Origin of the sequence: Parabacteroides sp. D25 (assembly GCF_000307475.1) — a bacterium.
GTDB lineage: Bacteria > Bacteroidota > Bacteroidia > Bacteroidales > Tannerellaceae > Parabacteroides > Parabacteroides distasonis.
In genome coordinates this window covers 195,267-216,434 of the sequence record NZ_JH976506.1, presented here as the reverse complement: position 1 = coordinate 216,434, position 21,168 = coordinate 195,267, and the positions used below count along the sequence as shown (strand labels likewise).

Genomic DNA, 21,168 nt, shown 5'->3' with positions numbered 1-21,168 from the left:
AAAAAGAAAGAATAACGTTTGTTTCATCGACAGAAATACTCGTAACACAACACACAAAAGCCCCGCCGAAATACATCGACGGGGCTCTACCTTATGAACTGTGTCTTTCCTTACGGAAATTCGATCAGTTTTCTACTTATTTAACGATCGTCTTAACAGCCTCTTCACCCTCAACAGCTACAGCTACGATACCAGCAGGTACAGCGATAGTTGCGTTGTCTGAAGTAAGAACTGTCTCAGCAACAACCTTACCTAAGATGTTAGTGATAACTACAGACTTACCAGCAGCGCCTTGAACAGTTACAGTACCGTTACCTGCTACTACGGATACGCCTTCAGTAGCGATTTCGTCATTAGAAGTTACCATATCTTCTTCTTCAGTCTTCTGGAATGCGTTGAATACCAATGCACCGTCGCCACCAGTCTTAGCGTTGTCGAATGTAGCATTCACATCTGTCAATACCAAGCAACCATTGTGCATCTTCAACCAAGCGGCAGCAGCCTTCGGAGCGATAGCCTGAGTTGCATCACCATTTACAGTTTGGTATTGAGTATCATGAGCTTTATCATATACATTAGACTCAATCAAGAATGAGTTATTCTCGCCTTCTTTTCCATCTACATAAGAGATAGCAGCTAAATCAGGATTTACATAACGGAATGACCAAGTTACATTCTTATGTTTGTCACCTCTCAAATCATTGATGAATGAAGGATATTCTTTCTTATAAGTAGCGATCATAGATTCGATACCCTCGTTCTTCAATTGCTCTTTCGTCATGTTTGCATACTTGCCAGTCAAGACTAACAATGTATCACCATATTGAACAGCAGGAACAAAACCTACGCGAGTATAGCTACTGTTAGAAACAGCTTTCGTATTGAAGATAAACGGATTTACGTCAGCTTTGCAAGCAACTGCAGAATCAGAGAAGTTAACTAAGTACTTACCATAAACGAATGCCGGAGTCTTAACATGAACAGCGTGTACACATTCGTAAGGATTCTCTGTCGGAGTTCCATCAGGTTTGATGTGCTTACCATCCTCTGTACAAGGAATGATCTTCTCACCTGCGATTACATCTTGGAATGCAGAAATCAAGTATTGAGGTTTGATCTCGCCTGCGCCACGTTTCAACCATGCAGTATCAACACGGAATGCCAATTTACCATTAGCTTTATCCTTGTTCCAAATACCAGCGTAGTCCACTGTAGAATGTTGCAGGTTCGTGTTGTTCTCATCCATTAAGTACTCCTTACGGATAGACTCTACGAAATACAAGCTATCAGCAGCATCATTAGCATTCTCTCCAACAAGAGTATTGTTGAAACGACGATACAACGGAGTGTTATCAGGAGCGATATAGAACGCAGATGTTCTTGTTTCTTTCAAAGTCTGAGCCTTCAAAGAAGCAGATGCGTCATAGTCAGATACACCAGCTTTATAGTTACGGATAACGCCATCCACGTCAGCCTCTACAATTGCATAGTAATGAGCAACAGTAGCACCTTCTTCACGAGCGATACAGTTGTTTTCTTTGAAGTAAACAGAGTCTGTAGTTTGATGCAATTTACTTACTGTATACTTATTCTCTTTAGCCTCTGCGTAGCTACCAAAGATAGCACCATCGTAAGAAACTTGATACATAGTTCTTACCAATTGAGCTAATCCCGGGATTCTACCCTTTTCGCCATTTACTAAAGAAGCGTCATAACCATACTTATGCTCTTTACCTGTAGTCTTGATAGTAAACGGAGTCTTGCCATCTTTTACAGTCATCGTAGAATCTTTCATAACTGCGATATATTTATCAGCAGCATACGGATGCCAATAGTTGAACGTATACTTATTAACCATCAACTCATCCTTAGTCAAATTCTTATAACCAAGATACTTATCAGAATAGAACTTCTTATCTACTGCGATCAACTCTAGAGAATCACCAGCAAGCACTGTTCCTGCGTTAGTAGTAATATAGAAATACTTACCACCTACATTCTTGTTCAACTGAACAGAACTCAATGTTACTGTATTATACTCACGGTTCCAAGCATCGATCGGAGAAATATTATTTTTATCAACAGCATTCTTTTTCAAAACAACCCATTGATAAGCAGGCATATGATTAGCATCTTGTAAGTCCAAAGACGCCCATTCTGCTGTGTTTGCTTTCTCTACGTTGTTGACCCAAGTTGTATCGTTATGCAAAGGTATTGCCAAATACTTACCAGTCTTAGCGCTCTTAATTAAATAAACGCCATCAGCAACAGAAGTCTTTGTAGAAGCAACCGGATTACAATCCATATTGCCGAAAGAGATATGTGTATTTTGCTCCTTAGCATCAACCGTCAAGATTCGAGTTTGGTTCTTGATCAAGTCTTGCAAAGAAACACGCCAGTTATCACCTGTCGCCTCTGGTTTTTTTACAAGTGTCTCCCAATTAGCTTTTGTCTCATTCCAAGTGATTGAATGCACATAGATATATAAGCTATCATAAGCCGGAGAATAAAGGAAAGCAAATTTATGTTGATCTTGAATTATACTGCCTCTCACTGCATCTATAGCTTCGCCTGTTTTACCTTTCTTCGTCCAATTGTAAGCCAAGAACTTTGTACCGCTTTCATTTGTATAAGCTGTATCAACTCTTAAATAAGCTTCTTTCTTCAAATCAGAAATATACAAATATTTAGTATCACCAGATTCTTCTGCTAAGAATTTGTTAGCGTTAAACGGATTCGTCAAAGTTGTACCAAGCACATCCTTATTAAATGTCAATTTAACACCAGCATCCTCCTTTTGCACACCGAAGATTGTATTCAACTCCTCGGCACTCAAATAAATCTGACCCGGAGCTTGTAATGTAAACTTCGCAAAGCCAGCTGTCTCAGCTTTCTTAGCTCCCTCTTTCTGCACATAAACTTTGTCATCGTTAGTTTTCACTGAAAAACCAACAATAGAATCGGCAGAGAAATGAGAGAACAGAGGTCTCTCCGGTTCCAACTTATTGATTTCTCTAGAGAAAGCCCAACCAGAAATTTCACCTCCAGTTGTAGGGATAACGGGTGTACTTTCTTCAGCACCTACGATATCAGACATAGTTATATCCAACATCATACCTGTTCCCTTATTCATGAAATCATACTTGTGAGTCTGACCTTGATTCTCTGAAGTAACAGTTACACACCATAAAGTGTTAGCCAACTGTGAAGAGGTAGTAACGTTTACCAAAGTCAACTTACCATCCTTATCCATTGATAAGACTTTGTCAGAATCCTTAATTTTCAATTGGAATAAACCAGTGTTTGTTCCTTCTGCTAACTTAACGATAGGATAAGCACTAGCCTCTGTTGGCAAACTGTTATCCTGCACCCCCTGTGCATAAACAGAATTAACTGATACAGCACTCAAAAATGCAGCACCAGCCAAAAGCGTAGAAAACTTTTTGTTCATAATTAAATAATTTAATATTAATACTAAAGTGTAATAAGCTCTTCTATTGGATTGCCTGCCTTTTAAACGGACTTAGGGCAATCGGTTTTATTCATCATTGCAAAGGTACGCGTTTCTTTGATTCGTGCAAATCTTCCCTATTATTTTTTTGTTACCATATACGCTTTCTTATCAATCAAATAGGCTATTCATTACGAAACCGCCAATTATAAAGACAAACCATCTCTTATCCAATACCACAATACTTATCTTCGGTTCATTCCTCCAACAGATATACACTATTACACACATTTTATAATGTACGTGTACATTATAAAAATACGTAGTAAAAAATCACTCCGATCAAAAAGTCATTTGCAATAAGAGACTTCCTTAAAAGCATAACGGCGAATGCTTCCATCCCGTAATGCTAGCAAAAGATGCCCGGTTGATTCTATATCATGGATACAGGCCTCGAACTCGCCGGACTCATCCTTATAACCATGATACCCCTCTCTTCTATACAAAGCGGATTGATAACGAGCTCGAATATCCTCGTGTTCCTCTTGGAGAAGAGATAAATAATAGCGATAGAATATTGAGAGGAAACGGTGCAAAACCTCTTCCCGATCTACTTCCTTACCGATTATTTGAAACAAAGATACAGGATTCGGAGCATCTCCTCGAAATACCGTTTGATTCAAGTTTATGCCGATCCCGATGATGGAGCAATACAGATTATGCCCCGACAGGTCGTTCTCAATCAACATTCCGCAAATCTTCTTGTCTTTCCAGTAAATATCGTTCGGCCACTTCACGGTGATATGATCCGCATATAAGTCCAACGCCTCCTTCACGCTTAGAGCTGCTATTTGAGAAATCAAGAACTGACGGTTCGCAGGGATGCACGTAGGGTACAGGACTAAGCTAAACATCAAGTTCTTTCCCGCCTCAGACTCCCAAGTATTCCCGATCTGACCACGTCCGGCTGTCTGGAAATCGGCAACGACCACACTTCCTTCCGCAAGAGATTCCTTGATGACCAACTCACGAAGCAAGCTATTCGTAGAAGCGGTTTCCGCCACACGCAAGATGCGGGGAGATTCATTATCAGTGCTCATCATTATAAATTTCCCTTATATTTTTTGGTAGTTTAGCGATCACTTCCCGGTAAGAATGGAAGATCCAGCGTTTAATCTCCTCGTCTTCCATATCCCGGTCCAGATAAATGCTATTCCAGTATTTCTTATTAAAATGGTAAGCTGGCTCAACCGCCGTATAATGTTCCCGTAACTCTTCCACATAATCCGTACTACATTTCAAGGAGACATGAGGCTCCTCCGCATCCAAAGGAAGCAGCAGGAACATCTTATTCTCTACCTTAAAGACCAACGATACCTCATCGAACGGGAAACACTCGATGGTATTCTTCAAGGAAAGGCAGTATTCACGTACTTCTTCTATATTCATAACGTTTATCTTTTAACAGCAAGGAGCATAGAAAGCATCTTCGATATGGTCGATCAGGAACCCCGTCTCTTTCTTGATCAATGTCACGATATCAAAACGGACCGGTAAGTCTATATTAAAATAACGGACATAGGCATCCGCTGCGGCGACAATCCTCCGAATCTTCTTGGTGTCTACCGCATCTTCCGGTGAAAGCAAAAAATCCTCAGAGCGTGTCTTTACCTCCACCACGATTAACTCATCTTCCTTGACAGCGATAATATCCAGTTCATAATGATGCCAATGCCAATTGGTATGCAACACGTTATATCCATGTTTTACCAGATAGGCACGAGCCTCAGACTCACCTTCCCGACCCATATCGTTCTGTCTTGCCATCGCATTAATTTGCACAAATATAGCCATTTTCTTTGTTATTCGGCTATTCACTCGTACATTTGCAAATGTATGAAAGAAGAACGTAAATATTCATCGGCTCACCCCAATCATCCGAGGGTACACAAAGTGACCTTTATGCTGAATGACGAAGAGCATAAAGCGGTAAAACGTTACCTTTCACGCTACAAGATCGAGAATAAGTCCCGTTGGTACCGAGAGACGATCCTTTCTCACATCCTCAAGACCTTGGAGGAGGATTATCCGACTCTTTTCAACGAAAATGAGATGAGAAGATGAATCCTTTCAATGACGAATATTTCATGAAGCAAGCGTTGGTGGAAGCTCGTGCGGCAGCGTCCGAGGGTGAGGTTCCCGTAGGAGCTGTTATCGTCTGCAACAACCAGATCATAGCGAGGGCGCATAATCAAACCGAATGCTTGAACGACGTGACCGCACATGCCGAGATGTTGGCGATTACGGCCGCCGCCGGAGTCTTAGGAGCGAAATACCTGACAAATTGTAGTCTATACGTAACCGTGGAACCCTGCATAATGTGTGCCGGCGCGATCGGATGGGCACAATTAAGCACGATCGTATACGGGGCATCCGATGATAAAAGAGGTTTCTCCAAATTCGCCCCTCAAGCCTTCCATCCGAAAGCGATTATCAAAAAAGGTATCCTTGAAAAAGAGTGCGCGGAAGAAATGCAGCGTTTCTTTAAGCAAAGACGCTAAGCTCTATTTAACTTCCTCGTAATCCACATACTCCCCTTCATCCTTGGCGAATATCTTCTTACGGTGCACATAAGGTGTACGATCATCATCATCGTCCCGGGCGGTAGTAGTCGTAGAACGATGTCCGGAAGTATTGCTATTTGTTTGACGACGTTGTTCTCCCTTACGAGTGCTGTTTCCGCTACCAAAAAAGATGTTCTTAAAGGTACGCAAGATGGAGAAACCCATCAGAAACACCAACAGGATAAAGAAAAAGAATATTACAAACAAAAACTTAAACATAATCCGATACTTAAATGATTCTTTACTATCACAAACACAAAGATAAGAATTCTTGTTTATCCCTTTTTGTTAAAAATAGACAAGACTATATATAACAGGATGGTTCCAGAGATTCCCAAGAATCCCCATAACGCCACGAAAATAATGGCACAAGCGATCAATATATAGCGAAGCTCATTACCCTTCCACGCTAAGGATTTCACCTTCAGCGAGAACATCGGTATCTCAGACACCAACAGCAAGGAGGTAATAAACGCCAAGATAACAGTCACCAACACGAACAAGCCTTCATTCGCATGGATAACCGGTAAAACAGAATATCCCACCGAAGCCCAAAATAAAGCATGCGCCGGAACCGGCAAGCCGATAAACGAGGTAGTTTGCCGTTCATCAATATTGAACTTAGCCAAACGCAAACCTGAAAACGTAGGGATCACGAACGCCAGATAAGGGATATACGTATTCAAAGAGCCAAAAGGCAAAGCCGTAGAAGCCTCTCCCAACAACCAATAGACCACCATGCCCGGAGCGAAGCCGAAACTTACCATATCCGACAAGGAATCCAATTCCTTTCCCATCGGCGAGTAAGCCTTCAATAAACGAGCGGCAAAGCCATCGCAGAAATCAAAGACCGCGGCTATAATAATCCAAATCAACGCAGATAAAAGATTTCCGTGCAAGGCCATAACACTGGCGACACAACCGGACAGAAGGCTTAGACACGTAATTGTATTAGGAATATGTTTTCTTATACTCATTTTGACAAACGGGCTATAGGCGTTTGATTGCCTGTTACTTTTTGATCCATCTCTATTAACACCTCTGTTCCTACCGGCAGGTAGACATCCACGCGAGAACCGAATTTAATAAACCCCATTTGCTCGTCCACATGACATTTCTCTCCCGGCTTGGCATACGTAACGATGCGGCGTGCCATCGCCCCGGCAATCTGACGAGCCAAGACATCCACCCCGTTCCTCGTGGTAATCACGACCGCCGAACGTTCGTTCTCCGTACTACTCTTCGGCAGATAAGCCGCCATAAAACGCCCGTTCTGGTGGGAAACATGCTTAACGGTACCGTTTACGGGAAACCAATTAGCATGCACGTTGAAGATAGACATAAAGATAGATATCTGTAGGCACTTCTTATGAAGGATCTCGTTCTCCATCACTTCCTCGATGGCAACGATCGTACCGTCGGCGGGAGCGATCACCAAGCCTTCCGAATCATAAGGAAACCGGCGGAAAGGACTACGGAAGAAGTTTAATACCAATAGGAACAATACGGTAGAAACAAAAGCGACAGAATAAAACAGCATACCCTTACCTACCGTATGGTACAAAGTTATATTCACAATAAATAATATTGTAAACAACGTAAGCAGTAAACCGGTTCCTTCTTTATGTACTTTCATTCTTCTTTGACTGTATCGTTTTATACTAAGAATCTGCAAAAATATTCATTTTTACCGAATATCAAAAATATATCACTTATTCACTGCCTCTATTTTACCTAACTCTACGTACCAAAGGTATCCATCGACCCGCTCGAAACCCATTTTACGGATTAATTGCAGGTAATTTCTTACCTGATTAGGATGGCGCTTATCTTGCCGTTCGCCAAATTTATAATCCACGACAATAACCTTACCTCCTTTTATTATCACCCGGTCCGGGCGTTTAGACAAGCCTTTACCGAACAGGATATCCACTTCATTCAAGACACGGGCGGAACCATCATACCAAGCCTTTACCTCCTCCGCTTGCAATAATTCTTCCAGACGGCTGATCAACTCCGCCGCTTCCTCCCGGTTAATCACCCCGGCTAACCGATAACTTTCGACCGAAGCGGGAATATCTTTCGGCGTACGTATCCGGCTCAATACCTCATGCATCAAGGTACCGTGCTTCCGCCTGGCATTATCGAAAAAGAATCCTTTCCCATGCAGGCGTAATTGTAAACGATCATCCGGGGAAACGGAATACAGGCGGCTCATGGGGATTTCCTCCAGGGTATCTTCTGCCGTTCTACCCGAAGCTGGATGCCACCATTCGCCCCTTTCAAAGGTATCATCCTCGATATCCGTCTCCACCCCCGCCCACAATAGATCGGCGATGGAAGTTATCTTCTCAACCTTACCTTCCTTGTTGATCTTCCTCGGACGGGGGGAGAATACGATCAGTTCTTCTTTCGAACGGGTAAAAGCGACGTATAAGGTGTTCAAGTTATCGATGAAAGCATGCAAGCGCTCCTTGAAATAATCCTTGGCGAAAATCGTGCTACTCAGGATCTGTCCGTAACGGACAGGAACTAAGTGCAGGCGGTCAAACGGCTTCTTCTCCGGGTGGCACCAAAGGATAACGGGCTTTGTCGGCTTATGGTCGATCTCCCAGTCCCCGAAAGGAATGATAACGACCTTAAAACCTAAGCCCTTGGATTTATGTACGGTCAAGATGCGGATAGCGTTTTGCCCATCCGGGGTAGCGATCGTCTTTCGATAACCGGTCTCGTCCCACCATCTCAAGAAACGGTTCAAATCCGCGCTTTCTTTTTGGGCGTACTCGGAAACCATATCCAAAAAGGCTTGCACGAATACCTGTTCCGTTTCCGGGAAGTAAGCGGAGAAGTTACGGAAGAGCCCTTCGGTTACCTCGTACAAGGATTGCCGGGAGATAGACTGAAGGTTTTGAAAAACAGACTCGTCCGCCTCGCTCTCCCCAAATTTTCCGGTTAATACTTGATAGGCATACATCGCCAATTTCCTGTTCGTCCGGTCCTCCGGATTTCGCAAATAGCGCAATACGGCGATCAGGAAACGGACCGCCGGAGAACTACCCACGAACAGGGCATCATCGGAGATGATATCGTAATTGTATCGGTCGGACGGATGCTCTTCCTTATAGGCAAGCAACGTATCAGCCACTAAAGCACCTTCTTGATTGGTACGCACGAGTATGGCGATATCTTTTAGCGCGTAACCGCTATCCTGCAAGCGCTCCAAGGTAGCGGGCAATCGCTCCATCGCCTCCTGTTTCCAGTCCTTATCCTCATCACCGGAGAGGAAATCGATCCGTACATGTCCATCCTTCTTCTGGAAGGGCGGGGGGACACGCTGGGAACTATCGTCGTAGGCCGCCATGATCCTCGCGGAAAAGGCCGTGCGCTCTTCCTCGCTTAATGAGGAGTTTTTCAACGCCTCATTATATAGATCCTGCAGGATCGCCGGAGCGGCGGTGAAGAACGCATTATTAAACTCCACGATATGGCGGCAGCTTCGCCAATTATCCTTTAGGGTATCCTCACGGACTTGCTCGTCCTCGAAATCCCTGCGGACTTGCTCGTCCAATAGCTTCCAATCCGAGTTACGGAAACGATAAATACTTTGTTTCACGTCGCCAACGATCAGATTCGCCCGGCCATTCGCCAGACTCTCCTCCACCAAGGGGCGGAAGTTATTCCACTGCATGCCGCTGGTATCTTGGAACTCATCGATCATATAATGATCTACGTGCGTACCCGTCTTCTCGTAGATAAAGGGGGCGTCACTGCCGCTGATGACCTTATTCAGCAACTCGGTCGTATCGGCGATCAGCATGACATTCTTTTCTTCCCGGTAAAAGGCGATTTGCCGGGAGATATCGGTTAAGATCCCTAACGTATAATAATAACGTACGATCTCCCGGGCCGTGTTATAGGCCGTCAGGTTGGCGAACAGGGATACGATATTCTTTACGCAGGCATTCAACCCTTCCTCATATACACACCCGATGATCTGCCGGAGACCCGGTGGAGTCGTCTTGGTCGTATAGGCATCCGGATTATCCGGCAAAGCTTGGAACGTGGCTGTCGGCTCTTTCATCTCACCTTTCGCCAGCTTCTCGAAATAGAAAAACGGGGAACGACTTCCTCCCTTAAAATCCGAGGGTTGTAAGGCGAACTGTTTCAGCAACGCCACTCCCTCCTCACCTAAACGTTTCGCCTCCGCCTCTACGGAGCGGATAATGGCGTATAGCTCATTCTTATAGGCATCGAGCGCCTGCTTATCCGCGATATCCTTACCTACTTCCTCGCTAAATGCCTTATAACTCTCCTTAAAGACCTCCCGGCTGAGCGACATGATGTCTTGCCGCAAACTCCAGCCGCCTCCATCCTCGATCTTGTTCTCGGCGAAACGCAGCAGCCAACCTAGCAAATCTTTGCTCTCCGGCTTCTCCAGATCGGCCAGCAGGTTATCGATCGCCTCGGTCAAGACCAGTTCTTGGTCCATCTCGATGCCATAACCGCCTTGCAAGCCGATCTCGCGGGTAAAGGCACGCATCGTTTGCTGGAAAAAGCGGTCGATCGTACTGATATTAAAAGCGGAGTAATCGTGCAGGATAGCGACCAGAATCTTCCGGGCCTGCTCCCTCACCTGCCGCTCCGTCAAGGAATAGGCGGAAGAGAGTAGCTGGATATAATCGGACGCACGGCCGGAAGCGAGGTGATAAAGTTCTTGAACGATACGGGTTTTCATCTCATCCGTCGCCTTATTCGTAAACGTCACGGCCAAGATCCGGCGATAAGCGCCCGGCTGGGAGAAGAGCAACATCAGGTACTCCCCTGTCAGCTTATGCGTCTTGCCCGCCCCGGCGGAAGCCCTATAGATTGTTAGCATAGCGATCGGGGATTAGATCGTACGGCTTTTCGAATAGCCCTCTTTCCGGAGGATATCCAACACCTTGGCACGCAGGTCACCTTGGATGATTATCTCCCCGTCCTTAGCGGAACCGCCTACGCCGCATTTCACTTTCAAGAGTTTCCCCAAGGCGGTCAGATCCTCGGAAGTGCCCCGGAACCCGGTGATCAAGGTAACCATCTTCCCTCCCCGGTTCCGCTTATCCAAGGATATGCGCAAAGCTTGTTTCTCCTTCGGCAACGTATCTTCCTCTTCCGTATCTCCCGTATTATATTGAAAATCGGGATTCGTGGAGTACATCACGCCTAATCGATCTTTCCAATCATTATTCTTCATAAAAATACCACTTTATTGGCTCAAAGCTACGTATTAATCTCCGAATAGGCAAACAAGGGCGAAAAGGCTATCCTATCAAGATGGAACTATTACCATTTTACTACATATAAAACCTTTATTTTCAGGCAAACCTCTTGCTTAATAAAGCGGAATCACTACATTTGCTACCAGAATCACGTTTGCTACATATATCGCTTAGAATTAACGGCCATGAGAAATATCATTCTTTTTATTTTTATTATACTAACGGTCCACTTGAACATGAGCGCACGAGGCTCCGGCGAGAAACCGTCTATAGTCGTACTGCACTCCATCAACTTCGAGGAAAGCTGGACAAAACAGACCTATCTTGATATAGAAAGAAAATTCGGGGAGGAAGGGTTTACCGTAAAGGCGATTCCCTTACAGATCCCCGGTATCCGCACTATGGAAGGGTTTCAAGAGAAGAGAACAATGATCCTAGAGAGAGTTCCCGTGCCACCCACCTTAGTCGTATGCATAGGAGATCCCTCTTGGCTTGTCGCCCGCCCGTTGTTTGACAAGGAATGGAAAGATATTCCCTCTATCATCTGCTACGCCAGAGATTATATGTACCCGAAAGAAGAGTACCTGATAGACCTAGATAAAAACGTGCTCGATACGCTGGTTCCCATCACGGACGTAGTAAAAGACTATAACGCCACTTTTATAAAATACCCAGTCTATATCAAGCAAACGATCGAGCTAATCAAAAAGCTACAACCGGAATTAACCAAACTGGCCTTTATTTTTGACCGCCGTTATATAAGCCAGCAAACGAAAGCGGATGTAGAGGCCGTGCTACGGAAAGATTTTCCGGGCATCCAATTCGAGCCACTGTCTACCACCTCCATTTCCACCGAGAACTTATTGGACAGACTGGCCTCTTTCGACAATAAGACCGGAGTCCTTTATTACTCATGGTACAGGACCCGGAAGGATAACGAGAATCGTTACCTAGTCGATAACGTCCAGAAAATGACCAATAGTTTCTCCGTCCCCCCAATCTTTACCTTGCAAGACGTACAAACAGAAAACGGGAATTTCGCCGGGGGATATTATGTTTCTCCGGAGGATTATGCGCAGGTGACGGTCAACACGATCGAAATGATCCTCTCGGGGAAAGATAGTAAGGAAATCCCGATCCAGACCGCGGAAACCCCGAGGGCCTACCTAAATTACCAGCATCTATTGCTTCACCAGATCGATCCCGGCCTATATCCCCCGAACGCCACGTATTTCCAAGAGCCTCCCGGTTTCTTACAGAAATACAAGATCCATATCATAAGCCTACTCGTCATTCTGGCGTTATTGATAACGATCGGGATCTTACGGGTCCGCCTCTTCATCCAAAAGCAAAAGGCCAAAGACAAGGAGCTGCAAATCGCACGCCAAGCGCAAGACCTGAACCAGAAATACCAGCTCGTCTTGAAAGCCAGCAACATGATGACATGGATATGGGACGTAAAAGAAGCACGGCTCGAATGTAACAATATTTACCTGACCCAAAGATCCATTCGCGACAAGGGAACCGACGGCCAATTCTGCATGTCGGCGGACGAGTTTTATAGCGGCATTCACCCCGAGGACTTGGAACAGATGCAAGACGCGATCAATAAACTAATCGCCGGCGAGAGCATATCGATCGACGAGGAGATCCGTTATTTAGACGATACAGGGCTTGAATATACATGGATAGAGATCTTTGCGATCGTAGGGAAAACCGATCCGGAAGGAAAACCCGCCTACTTAACCGGAGGTACTACCCTCATCAACCAACGGAAAAAAATGGAACAAGAACTGAGGGACAAGGAGAAGATAGAGGAATCCAACCGGTTGAAATCCGCCTTCCTAGCGAACATGAGCCACGAGATACGTACCCCGCTGAACGCTATCGTAGGGTTCTCGAACCTGCTCGCCCAAACAAACCCCTCCGAGGAGACAAAAGAATTTTGCGAGATCATCGAGACGAACAACGAGCTTCTCCTTCAACTCGTGAACGATATCCTGGACCTATCGAAGATCGAGGCCGGGCAAATGGATTTCATCTATTCCGAGTTCAACGTATCCACGCTATTCCGGAGCTTATACCAGACCTTCCAAAGCCGGGTGAAAGACGGTGTCACTCTCTATTGCGAGATACCCGAACAGGATTGTGTTATCTATTCCGAGAAGAATCGCTTGACCCAAGTGATCACCAACTTCCTCACAAACGCCTGTAAGTTCACGTTCCAAGGGTCTATCCGCATGGGATACAAGGAGAGGGAAGATGGATTATACTTTTACGTAAAAGATACCGGAAAAGGTATTGAGCGGAAGAACCTCCCGCACGTATTCGAGCGTTTCGCCAAATTCGATTCCTTTATCCAAGGAACCGGACTCGGGCTATCCATTTGCCAAACGATCCTAGATAATCTTCACGGGAAGATCGGCGTAGAGTCGGAAGAAGGAAAAGGGAGTACTTTTTGGTTTACGATCCCATGCGCTGTATCAACACCGTAGCGTAAGCCGAGATCCCTTCCTGCCGTCCGGTGAAGCCCAGCTTCTCCGTGGTGGTGGCCTTGATAGAAATATCCTCCTCGTCCACGTTCATGACCTCGGCCAGCGTTTTCTTCATCAGAGGGATATGGGGATTCAATTTAGGGCGTTCGGCGGCTACGGTGGCATCGATATTACCCAACTCATAGCCCGCCTCTCTCAAAAGCTTCATGGTGTCACGAAGCAATATCTTGCTATCAATGTTCTTATATTCACCTGCCGTATCCGGGAAATGATAACCGATATCCCGCATATTGGCCGCTCCCAATAAAGCGTCACAGATCGCATGGATCAGCACGTCCGCATCGCTATGTCCCAATAGGCCCAACGTATGCTCGATCTTAATCCCGCCCAGCCATAATTCCCGGTCCGGCACCAAGGCGTGGACGTCATAACCAAAACCTACACGTATCTTCATACCCATTTATCTGAAAAGGTTCTTGATTCCATCCATATCGAACGACAAGGAGAAGCGCAATGTCTGGTCCAACGGGTTACTCTGTACCGTACTGATCAGATAAGCGGCATCCAACTGGAAAACACTCATGCGGAAACCGGCACCGACCGAGAAATACTGACGGTTTCCCTGATATTTATTCTCATAGTAATAACCGCCACGAACAAAGAACTGCTGATTGTAATTATACTCCAGACCGATAGAGGCCATAATCTCCTCTAACTCGCCCTTGAAGCCATTCGGCGAGTCACCGAATGATTTGAAGATACCCGTGATCGGGGACATATTGTTATATTCATCATGTTTTTCCTTATAAGCAGCCTCATCCTCGGGAGTCGTACCTTCTTGAATAGGTTCGGTAGGAACTAAATATTTACTCAAATCCACATAGATACCGATTTGGTTATAATCATCGATCGGATACAGCAAACCGGTTCCAACCTTTAACATCGTAGGCAAGAATTGGTTGGTATTTCCGCCGTCGTAAGAGACCTTCGTACCGATATTGGAGACATTAAAACCAAAGCTCCACAGGCACTCGCTATTCCCTAAGATCACGTATTTCTCCAGATAACCGGCGATATCGGCGGCAAAAGCGTTATCCGGAACCATATCCGCGTCCGACGAGGCACCCATGTCCGAACGAATATAGCGCAAGGCGACCGCCATAGAGAACACATCCGATAATTTACGGCTATAACTTACATCAAAAGCCATCTCATAAGGATTCAATATGAGCTGATTACCCATTCCTCCATCCCGGCTTTCCTGTACTTCTCCTAAAGAGAAATAACGCAAAGAAGCTCCGATCGCCTGCATATCGCTATCGCCTAATTTATAATAACCGGCCAGATACGCTAAAGCCACATCATTCACCAATTTACGTAACCAAGGCGTATAGGACAAGGCGACTCCGGCCTTACTATAGCTAAAAGCATACTTAGCCGGGTTCCAGTATTGGGAATTCACATCCGGCGTAGTAGCCACACCGTTATCACCCATAGCACCTCCACGAGCGTCGGGCGCGATAGACAAAGACGGTATCGCCGTATTAATCGGGGCGAATTTATGTTTAACATCGTCTGCGCCTCCTTGGGCATATAAAGCCGTAAATGCCGTCAAAAAGCTGAAAACCGCTAGTAACAGACTGAATCTTGAAACTCTTACCATATATTCTATTCTAAAAACACATTTACATTTATCATTCCTAGAGGGTAATAAACATACCCCCATGCTTATTATAAACTAATTACCCGATACTTTATTGTGCGAGAATGATTAATTTATTCGCTTTCGTCGCCTCTTTCGAGTTATTCGTACTAATCGCCGCCCGATACAGATAAACTCCCGGGCGCAACCGCCTGCCACCGTTATCCGTCAAGTTCCAAGTTACGATATAAGCCTTAAACAACTCGGAGGAACCGCTCTTCTCGGTACTCCATAGGAACTTACCGGTCATATCATAAACCATAACCGTCACCTTTAAGTTCGACTCCGGGCGATTGTGATGCAGAAAGAATTCCACTTGATCCCGTGCCGGATTCGGGGTGGCATACATCTCGATCAGATTAGGTTTCAACCCTTCCGCCACCTCAAAAGTAAAGGTATAGGTCGTGGAGTTATTTAAGATATCCCACACCTTAAACTCGGCCGTATGCATTCCCGGCTCCAGCTCGGGGATGGAGAACTGGACAAGTCCTTCCCCTTCTTTATCGGGTAATAGTGCATAGTAATTATTCAAGTTATAACTCATGGAAGGCATACTGTCGACCGTCAGCATGATATCATGCCCTACACTACTACCTGTTATATTCACACCGCTCTTGTCCCACAGCCTAGCGACAAAATAAGGAGTCGTATTCACTTGATCACCCTCTACAAAACTAGAATCATTCAAGTAAATCTGCCGGATCTCAGGGCCGATCGTATCTGCCTCCGCATTATCAGCGGTACCGCCAACGATATAATTCAAGAAAGATCCTTGTGCCTCATGCTTGTTCACCTCATCCGAGGCGTAGAGATTCAGTTTTCCCTGCTTATTCGAATAAGAGATATCTTTCGGTACCATAAATGTAAAACTAAATTTTCCTTGCCGTACCGAATCTTGCCCGATATAGATCGTATTCGGGTAATCTGTGTAAGAGAAGCGGACCGTATCTCCTTTTTCATTCGTATTATTGCCCAAGGTGGTCAATGAAGCTTTACTATCCAGCACCGTAGCATTTAGGATACCGGTAAAATCGTTAGCCAAGCCCTCTTTCGTATCTAAGATCTCTCCCTCCACCGTTATTTTCTCCAAAGCCTTAAACGTAAAAGGCTCATCTGATATGGCCTTGCCGTTCACGGCTGTCACTTGCGCCTTATACTCCGGATAGGAGATTCTCAAAGCAGGGTCACCTATCAAAATAAAATTAAGTTTATTGATACCAGACAGTTTCCGCTTGGTCTCCATCATGGCCTCGCCCAAGGTACGGGCCCGTCCGTCACTCTCCCTCTCAAAGAGATTGCGGTAAAGTTCCTTATTCAGTGCCGAGTTACCGCTAGATACAACCACACGGGTTGTCGTAAACAATGCGATCCCTCCACTTTTCGCATTCAAGAAAACAGATTCTCCCGCCGAGGTATTCACGTCATCGAAACGGGTAAAATCGCAAGTCGCCGTCACCCAAATGGGTAGTTTCGTATAAGTAGATTGTAAGATATCCGTCTGTGTCCACACGTATTCGTCAGACCAAGCGGTCGTATTACCATGCCCCGTATAGTTAATCAACAGTTGCCCTTTCTTCAATAATTCAGAGATCCGCTTACGTACATCCGGATACGTTCCGCTATTATCTCGCTTAAACGCATCGAAATAAACTTTATTCGTTAGGAAAGCCCCATGATTTTCCTCTATAAACCGGGCCAGCTCATCAGCTTGTTCCGCATGACTACTCGTATAGTGATCCGCATTGTTACCATCATCCGCCACGAAGGTGATTTGGTTTTTCCAGCCGCCTCTGTCCTCGTTCCGCATATAACCGATTACCTTATCTACCATTTGGGTAGCCTCCGTTACCGTCCGCACGGGGAAACGTCCTACACCTATGCAAATACTGTTCGGCTTATCAAGTGCCTCCTCGGATACATTATCCAATAGCCCATAATAATCATCCGTTACATACGAGAAATTAGAATTATAGAACAATCCTGAATATTCAAACAAGGACGCTCTCGACTGATAGGTCAGCAACATATTATCCCTTGCTATATTTTTCACGTCCGAGCAAATTCCCCGGTTGTCGTAAATACCATCGCCAAACAATAACAGGTATTTTGGAGCGTTACCGGCAGACACGCTACGATCGTAGAACATTTTCATGAACCGGCGGTAAGCGGTAGCGTCAGGCGCACCGCTTGAGAACTCATTATAAATCGACTGAGGATCCACGACTTCCACGGTCAATCCGTCTGTTGCCCGGTGTTCCTCCGCCAACCGTTCCGCTTGCGTTTGGAAAGCTTTAGCCGCTATGATGATCATGTCTTTTTGCTCCAAGGCATGTAGGTTTTGATTCTCCACCTCACCGACAACCTCCGGAGAGATAAAGCTCTGATCCGTCCGTACCAAAACGAACTCCCGTAAGGTACCGGCAGGAATAGAGAAAGTAAGTTCGGAGCCATTCAATTCCGTCTCCATCAGTCTTACCCGCTGAGCATCCGTCACATCAAAGACCAAGGTATTCGCGTTTGCGCCCTGTACCACGAACCGGGAAACATTTCCGATAGAAGCTATACTACGAAAAAAAGTATAGGCCCCATACGGCTGCAAAGTCCTCTTAAAATGTAACCGAACGTAATTTAACCGTACATTGTTATGAGAAGCCGAATTATAAGACACGACCACACTGTTTTTCTCACTCTTCTCGCCTTTCCATACCGCCGTGCTTACCCCTTCTAGCGCCTTCACATATTCCTCTCTATTCGAGCGGATCGAAACGTCCAGAACATTAGACTGATTAATACTCAAAGAAGCGACTCCCGTACCGGAAGTGACTTTGGATACAAAGCTCATGGTTACCTTAGCGTCTTCATTCGTGATTCCCGGAATTGAAGAGAATGTTGATAGGGTTCGGGGGGTAGCTCCGCTAAAATCTTCCCCATACAGCTCCCTACCCGATTTCGCCAACGATACTAATTCTTGCTCATGCACCAAATAATCATCGTAAGTCGTGATCCGATTAGTCGCGCCACTCGCTTGAGCCACGGAAGTCATATCATTCGTCGGAGTGGCATCGGTCACAAAATAATAGCCATACAATGAATAAGGATTATTCGTATGCACGAATGTCTGGCTCGACGAGTCATACTCCCATTTAACCGGCCCTTTCCCGTAGAATAACAGGTAATCACTCCCACGCCAAACCGGTGTAGAAGGGACATCATCGATATATTCCTTACTGAAATCCTCATCCAAGGGCCATCCTCCATAGCCATGGACAGAGACTTTCGATGGGTCCGAGAAACCCATATTCTTCAAATCCGCATAGGATAATTTGTAGATTCCGGTCTTATCCACCCGGATCTTCACCCATTTCCCCTCCGATAACAGGGATTTAGAAGCATAACGGCTACCATCCGCCCATGTATATGAGCAAAGTAATAAACCTATAATGAATATATATATTAATCTTCTCATCTCACATAAAAATCCAGAAGCTTCCGCTCGCCAAGATATCCCTCCAGATGATCGTCGATCTTCACGGGACCTACGCCAGCAGGTGTTCCGGTATAAATCAAATCGCCTATTTTCAGCGTAAAGAAGCGACTTACGTACGCAATAATCTTATCTACCGAAAACAGCATATTCGAGGTATTGCCTTCCTGTACCTTCGAGCCATTGATATCCAGATGGAACGGAAGCCGGTTTACATCCCCCGCTTGCTCCAGCGGAATAAAGGTCCCGATCACAGCCGAATTATCAAACGCCTTACTAATCTCCCACGGTAGCCCTTGCGCACGCAATTTATTCTGCAAATCCCGTGCCGTGAAATCAATACCGACCGTAACCTCATTATAATAACGATGAGCGAAACGCTCGGCTATATTTTTCCCCAAACGGTCTATCCGTACCACGATCTCCGTCTCATAATGAACTTCCGATGAAAAATCCGGAATAAAAAACGGTTTCCCATCTTTCAACAAAGAGGAGTCCGACTTCATAAAAATAGTAGGCTCTGATAATTCTAACGAATGATGCAGCTCTTTATTGTGAGCGGCATAGTTCATTCCAACGGCGATAATCTTCATATTTTAGTGATTCATTGAGTTCAATCGATTAAACATAACAGCTAAATGCGCATACATAGAAGTATTCTGGACTACGATATGTTCCGGCACCCGTATACGGAAGGGGGTAAAATTCCAAAGAGCCTTGATTCCTCCCTCGATAATCCGGTCTGTCACCTCCTGCGCTTTCTCCACCGGCACGGTGATCACCCCGATCGTCGCGCCATATTCTTTCTGCTTGGCAGGAAAATCATCCATATGAAAAACGGGAATGCCATTGATCATGCTCCCGTCCAAATCCTCACGGACATCAAAGCCCGCCACGATCTCCAAACCATATTGGCTCAGTCCGGTGTCATGCAACAAAGAAGCGCCCAGACTCCCTACCCCAAACAGAAATGCCTTATGCTGGGATGTAAAACCGAGGAAATCCTCCAATACGTCAACCAACGCGTTAATATCGTATCCCACTCTCGTCTTCCCGGAGATATTCACAAAAGAGAGATCTTTAGCGACCTGACTAGGATCTACATTAATCTCCTTAGCGATCTGGGTAGATGAGATAAACGCTTCCCCTTTCCCTTTCATCAACTTTACGAACGCAAGATACCACGGCAACCTCCTTAACGTAGGTTCCGGCACTTTCCATGCCTGTTTTATATCATCGCTGGCCATTGTCTAATTCTCCTATTCATGTATAACATTCGTGCAAGCTTACAAAAGTACAAAATTAAAAAGATTCACCAAAAAAGCCCCGATCGAGAAACTGTATTTAACTACCACCTTAACAGTGGTCTCACATTCAACAATCACGGCTTCGATACCGGCAAGTATGACGATCCTAGCGTTGTCGCTATCCTAACAGATAGTCCTAATCCTAGCAATTACTGGAAGGTGTTGAAACATAGGCTAAGAAAAGAGGGAAATGAGTCGGTTACAAATTGTAACCAACTGAAATTACCTTCTACCGATGGGAAATACTACAAAACCGACGTAGCTACGACAGAACAGCTGTTCCGGCTTATCCAATCCATCCCATCCCCTAAAGCAGAACCTTTCAAGCTATGGATGGCCCAAGTGGCAAAAGAGCGATTGGATGAAATGCAAGACCCCGAGTTAACGATAGATCGAGCCATGAGGGAATATAAAGCGTTGGGGTACTCGGATAATTGGATTAATCAACGCCTTAAAAGCATCGAGATACGTAAAGACCTAACCGATGAATGGAAACGACACGGACTACAAGAGGGCGTTCAGTTTGCTACCCTTACAGATATCATCTATCAAACGTGGGCCGGTAAAACTGCCAAAGAAAAGAATCCGCAACATCTCGAAGAACACGAAGTTATCGCCAAACAAGGAGGAAAAGCAGCAGAGGCCGCCCGCAAACAACTTGAAAGCGATTTAGGCCACTCGGTAATCTCTCCCCTCAACGCTAGAACCGGATTGAGACTTAAAGATAAAAACGACAAAGAATAGACAAAAAGCCCCGATCGAGAAACCGACCGGGGCTTATTCTTTTTCCGCTTTCTTGCCTCACGGAAATACTGACGGAGAGCTTTAATTTTTTACTTTAGTATTA

The 21,168-nt window shown here is 45.2% G+C and carries 18 protein-coding genes; 4 read left to right on the top strand and 14 right to left on the bottom strand.

From position 1 onward, the window contains the following. Positions 1–136: 136 nt before the first annotated feature. The 4 genes from HMPREF0999_RS17025 to HMPREF0999_RS17010 form a co-directional block, all read right to left on the bottom strand. The gene (locus HMPREF0999_RS17025; protein ID WP_009276455.1) at positions 137–3,451 is read right to left on the bottom strand and encodes a DUF6383 domain-containing protein; all 3,315 of its coding nucleotides are present in this window, start codon (positions 3,449–3,451) and stop codon (positions 137–139) included. A 350-nt stretch (positions 3,452–3,801) separates the two neighbouring features. Next, positions 3,802–4,554, bottom strand: coding sequence for a biotin--[acetyl-CoA-carboxylase] ligase (locus HMPREF0999_RS17020; protein ID WP_008780689.1), 753 nt, complete (start codon positions 4,552–4,554; stop codon positions 3,802–3,804). Continuing rightward, positions 4,541–4,900: an MmcQ/YjbR family DNA-binding protein gene (locus tag HMPREF0999_RS17015; RefSeq protein WP_005861248.1), complete on the bottom strand. Its 360-nt coding sequence runs from the start codon at positions 4,898–4,900 to the stop codon at positions 4,541–4,543. Before HMPREF0999_RS17015 ends, HMPREF0999_RS17020 begins: the two co-directional genes overlap by 14 nt. 12 nt (positions 4,901–4,912) lie before the next feature. Continuing rightward, complete coding sequence (locus tag HMPREF0999_RS17010) at positions 4,913–5,278, bottom strand: YraN family protein (protein ID WP_029257252.1); 366 nt, start codon at positions 5,276–5,278, stop codon at positions 4,913–4,915. Between the two features lie 69 nt (positions 5,279–5,347). Between HMPREF0999_RS17010 and HMPREF0999_RS17005 the strand changes: the two genes are divergently transcribed. Both HMPREF0999_RS17005 and HMPREF0999_RS17000 read left to right on the top strand, forming a co-directional pair. Beyond that, complete coding sequence (locus HMPREF0999_RS17005; RefSeq protein WP_005861242.1) at positions 5,348–5,575, top strand: hypothetical protein; 228 nt, start codon at positions 5,348–5,350, stop codon at positions 5,573–5,575. Then, positions 5,572–6,012, top strand: coding sequence for a nucleoside deaminase (locus HMPREF0999_RS17000; RefSeq protein ID WP_008780688.1), 441 nt, complete (start codon positions 5,572–5,574; stop codon positions 6,010–6,012). The genes HMPREF0999_RS17005 and HMPREF0999_RS17000 overlap by 4 nt, the downstream gene beginning before the upstream one ends. Positions 6,013–6,015: 3 nt before the next feature. Here the strand turns inward: HMPREF0999_RS17000 and HMPREF0999_RS16995 are convergent, their stop codons facing one another. From HMPREF0999_RS16995 to HMPREF0999_RS16975, 5 genes are all read right to left on the bottom strand, one after another. Beyond that, positions 6,016–6,294: a DUF4834 family protein gene (locus HMPREF0999_RS16995; protein ID WP_005861240.1), complete on the bottom strand. Its 279-nt coding sequence runs from the start codon at positions 6,292–6,294 to the stop codon at positions 6,016–6,018. A gap of 56 nt (positions 6,295–6,350) precedes the next feature. After that, positions 6,351–7,052: a CDP-alcohol phosphatidyltransferase family protein gene (locus HMPREF0999_RS16990; protein WP_009276453.1), complete on the bottom strand. Its 702-nt coding sequence runs from the start codon at positions 7,050–7,052 to the stop codon at positions 6,351–6,353. After that, positions 7,049–7,711, bottom strand: a complete 663-nt coding sequence (locus HMPREF0999_RS16985; RefSeq protein WP_005861238.1) for a phosphatidylserine decarboxylase family protein — start codon at positions 7,709–7,711, stop codon at positions 7,049–7,051. The genes HMPREF0999_RS16990 and HMPREF0999_RS16985 overlap by 4 nt, the downstream gene beginning before the upstream one ends. Before the next feature lie 72 nt (positions 7,712–7,783). Continuing rightward, the gene (locus HMPREF0999_RS16980; protein WP_008780686.1) at positions 7,784–10,951 is read right to left on the bottom strand and encodes a UvrD-helicase domain-containing protein; all 3,168 of its coding nucleotides are present in this window, start codon (positions 10,949–10,951) and stop codon (positions 7,784–7,786) included. A 12-nt stretch (positions 10,952–10,963) separates the two neighbouring features. Then, positions 10,964–11,308: a translation initiation factor gene (locus HMPREF0999_RS16975; RefSeq protein WP_005861235.1), complete on the bottom strand. Its 345-nt coding sequence runs from the start codon at positions 11,306–11,308 to the stop codon at positions 10,964–10,966. A gap of 210 nt (positions 11,309–11,518) precedes the next feature. Between HMPREF0999_RS16975 and HMPREF0999_RS16970 the strand changes: the two genes are divergently transcribed. Further along, positions 11,519–13,828, top strand: coding sequence for a PAS domain-containing sensor histidine kinase (locus HMPREF0999_RS16970; protein ID WP_029257253.1), 2,310 nt, complete (start codon positions 11,519–11,521; stop codon positions 13,826–13,828). Here HMPREF0999_RS16970 and ispF read toward each other — a convergent pair. The 5 genes from ispF to HMPREF0999_RS16945 form a co-directional block, all read right to left on the bottom strand. Then, positions 13,797–14,282, bottom strand: a complete 486-nt coding sequence (gene ispF / locus HMPREF0999_RS16965) for a 2-C-methyl-D-erythritol 2,4-cyclodiphosphate synthase (protein WP_009276452.1) — start codon at positions 14,280–14,282, stop codon at positions 13,797–13,799. The genes HMPREF0999_RS16970 and ispF overlap by 32 nt on opposite strands. Before the next feature lie 6 nt (positions 14,283–14,288). Continuing rightward, positions 14,289–15,491 (bottom strand): type IX secretion system outer membrane channel protein PorV, encoded by a 1,203-nt coding sequence (gene porV / locus HMPREF0999_RS16960; RefSeq protein ID WP_005861221.1) that lies wholly within the window; start codon positions 15,489–15,491, stop codon positions 14,289–14,291. 91 nt (positions 15,492–15,582) lie between these two features. Beyond that, positions 15,583–18,996 carry a type IX secretion system sortase PorU gene (porU, locus tag HMPREF0999_RS16955; protein ID WP_009018356.1) on the bottom strand — a complete coding sequence of 1,138 codons (3,414 nt, stop codon included), beginning with the start codon at positions 18,994–18,996 and terminating at the stop codon, positions 15,583–15,585. Further along, a complete protein-coding gene (locus tag HMPREF0999_RS16950) occupies positions 18,993–19,607 on the bottom strand; it encodes a fumarylacetoacetate hydrolase family protein (RefSeq protein ID WP_005861219.1) in 615 nt (204 codons plus the stop codon). Before HMPREF0999_RS16950 ends, porU begins: the two co-directional genes overlap by 4 nt. A 3-nt stretch (positions 19,608–19,610) precedes the next feature. Next, positions 19,611–20,261, bottom strand: coding sequence for a redox-sensing transcriptional repressor Rex (locus HMPREF0999_RS16945; protein ID WP_005861218.1), 651 nt, complete (start codon positions 20,259–20,261; stop codon positions 19,611–19,613). Between the two features lie 18 nt (positions 20,262–20,279). Between HMPREF0999_RS16945 and HMPREF0999_RS16940 the strand changes: the two genes are divergently transcribed. Further along, positions 20,280–21,065 (top strand): Bro-N domain-containing protein, encoded by a 786-nt coding sequence (locus HMPREF0999_RS16940; RefSeq protein WP_009276451.1) that lies wholly within the window; start codon positions 20,280–20,282, stop codon positions 21,063–21,065. Positions 21,066–21,168 lie beyond the last annotated feature (103 nt).

Excerpts from the sequence above, each read along its gene's own strand:
- HMPREF0999_RS16975 (WP_005861235.1), bottom strand. The coding sequence starts at position 11,308 with ATGAAGAATAATGATTGGAAAGATCGATTAGGCGTGATGTACTCCACG.
- HMPREF0999_RS17020 (WP_008780689.1), bottom strand. The coding sequence starts at position 4,554 with ATGATGAGCACTGATAATGAATCTCCCCGCATCTTGCGTGTGGCGGAA.
- HMPREF0999_RS17000 (WP_008780688.1), top strand. The coding sequence starts at position 5,572 with ATGAATCCTTTCAATGACGAATATTTCATGAAGCAAGCGTTGGTGGAA.
- HMPREF0999_RS17010 (WP_029257252.1), bottom strand. The coding sequence starts at position 5,278 with ATGGCAAGACAGAACGATATGGGTCGGGAAGGTGAGTCTGAGGCTCGT.
- HMPREF0999_RS16980 (WP_008780686.1), bottom strand. The coding sequence starts at position 10,951 with ATGCTAACAATCTATAGGGCTTCCGCCGGGGCGGGCAAGACGCATAAG.
- HMPREF0999_RS16950 (WP_005861219.1), bottom strand. The coding sequence starts at position 19,607 with ATGAAGATTATCGCCGTTGGAATGAACTATGCCGCTCACAATAAAGAG.
- HMPREF0999_RS16940 (WP_009276451.1), top strand. The coding sequence starts at position 20,280 with ATGTATAACATTCGTGCAAGCTTACAAAAGTACAAAATTAAAAAGATT.
- HMPREF0999_RS17005 (WP_005861242.1), top strand. The coding sequence starts at position 5,348 with ATGAAAGAAGAACGTAAATATTCATCGGCTCACCCCAATCATCCGAGG.
- HMPREF0999_RS17025 (WP_009276455.1), bottom strand. The coding sequence starts at position 3,451 with ATGAACAAAAAGTTTTCTACGCTTTTGGCTGGTGCTGCATTTTTGAGT.
- HMPREF0999_RS16945 (WP_005861218.1), bottom strand. The coding sequence starts at position 20,261 with ATGGCCAGCGATGATATAAAACAGGCATGGAAAGTGCCGGAACCTACG.
- HMPREF0999_RS16985 (WP_005861238.1), bottom strand. The coding sequence starts at position 7,711 with ATGAAAGTACATAAAGAAGGAACCGGTTTACTGCTTACGTTGTTTACA.
- HMPREF0999_RS16990 (WP_009276453.1), bottom strand. The coding sequence starts at position 7,052 with ATGAGTATAAGAAAACATATTCCTAATACAATTACGTGTCTAAGCCTT.
- HMPREF0999_RS16970 (WP_029257253.1), top strand. The coding sequence starts at position 11,519 with ATGAGAAATATCATTCTTTTTATTTTTATTATACTAACGGTCCACTTG.
- HMPREF0999_RS17015 (WP_005861248.1), bottom strand. The coding sequence starts at position 4,900 with ATGAATATAGAAGAAGTACGTGAATACTGCCTTTCCTTGAAGAATACC.
- porV (WP_005861221.1), bottom strand. The coding sequence starts at position 15,491 with ATGGTAAGAGTTTCAAGATTCAGTCTGTTACTAGCGGTTTTCAGCTTT.
- HMPREF0999_RS16995 (WP_005861240.1), bottom strand. The coding sequence starts at position 6,294 with ATGTTTAAGTTTTTGTTTGTAATATTCTTTTTCTTTATCCTGTTGGTG.
- porU (WP_009018356.1), bottom strand. The coding sequence starts at position 18,996 with ATGAGAAGATTAATATATATATTCATTATAGGTTTATTACTTTGCTCA.
- ispF (WP_009276452.1), bottom strand. The coding sequence starts at position 14,282 with ATGAAGATACGTGTAGGTTTTGGTTATGACGTCCACGCCTTGGTGCCG.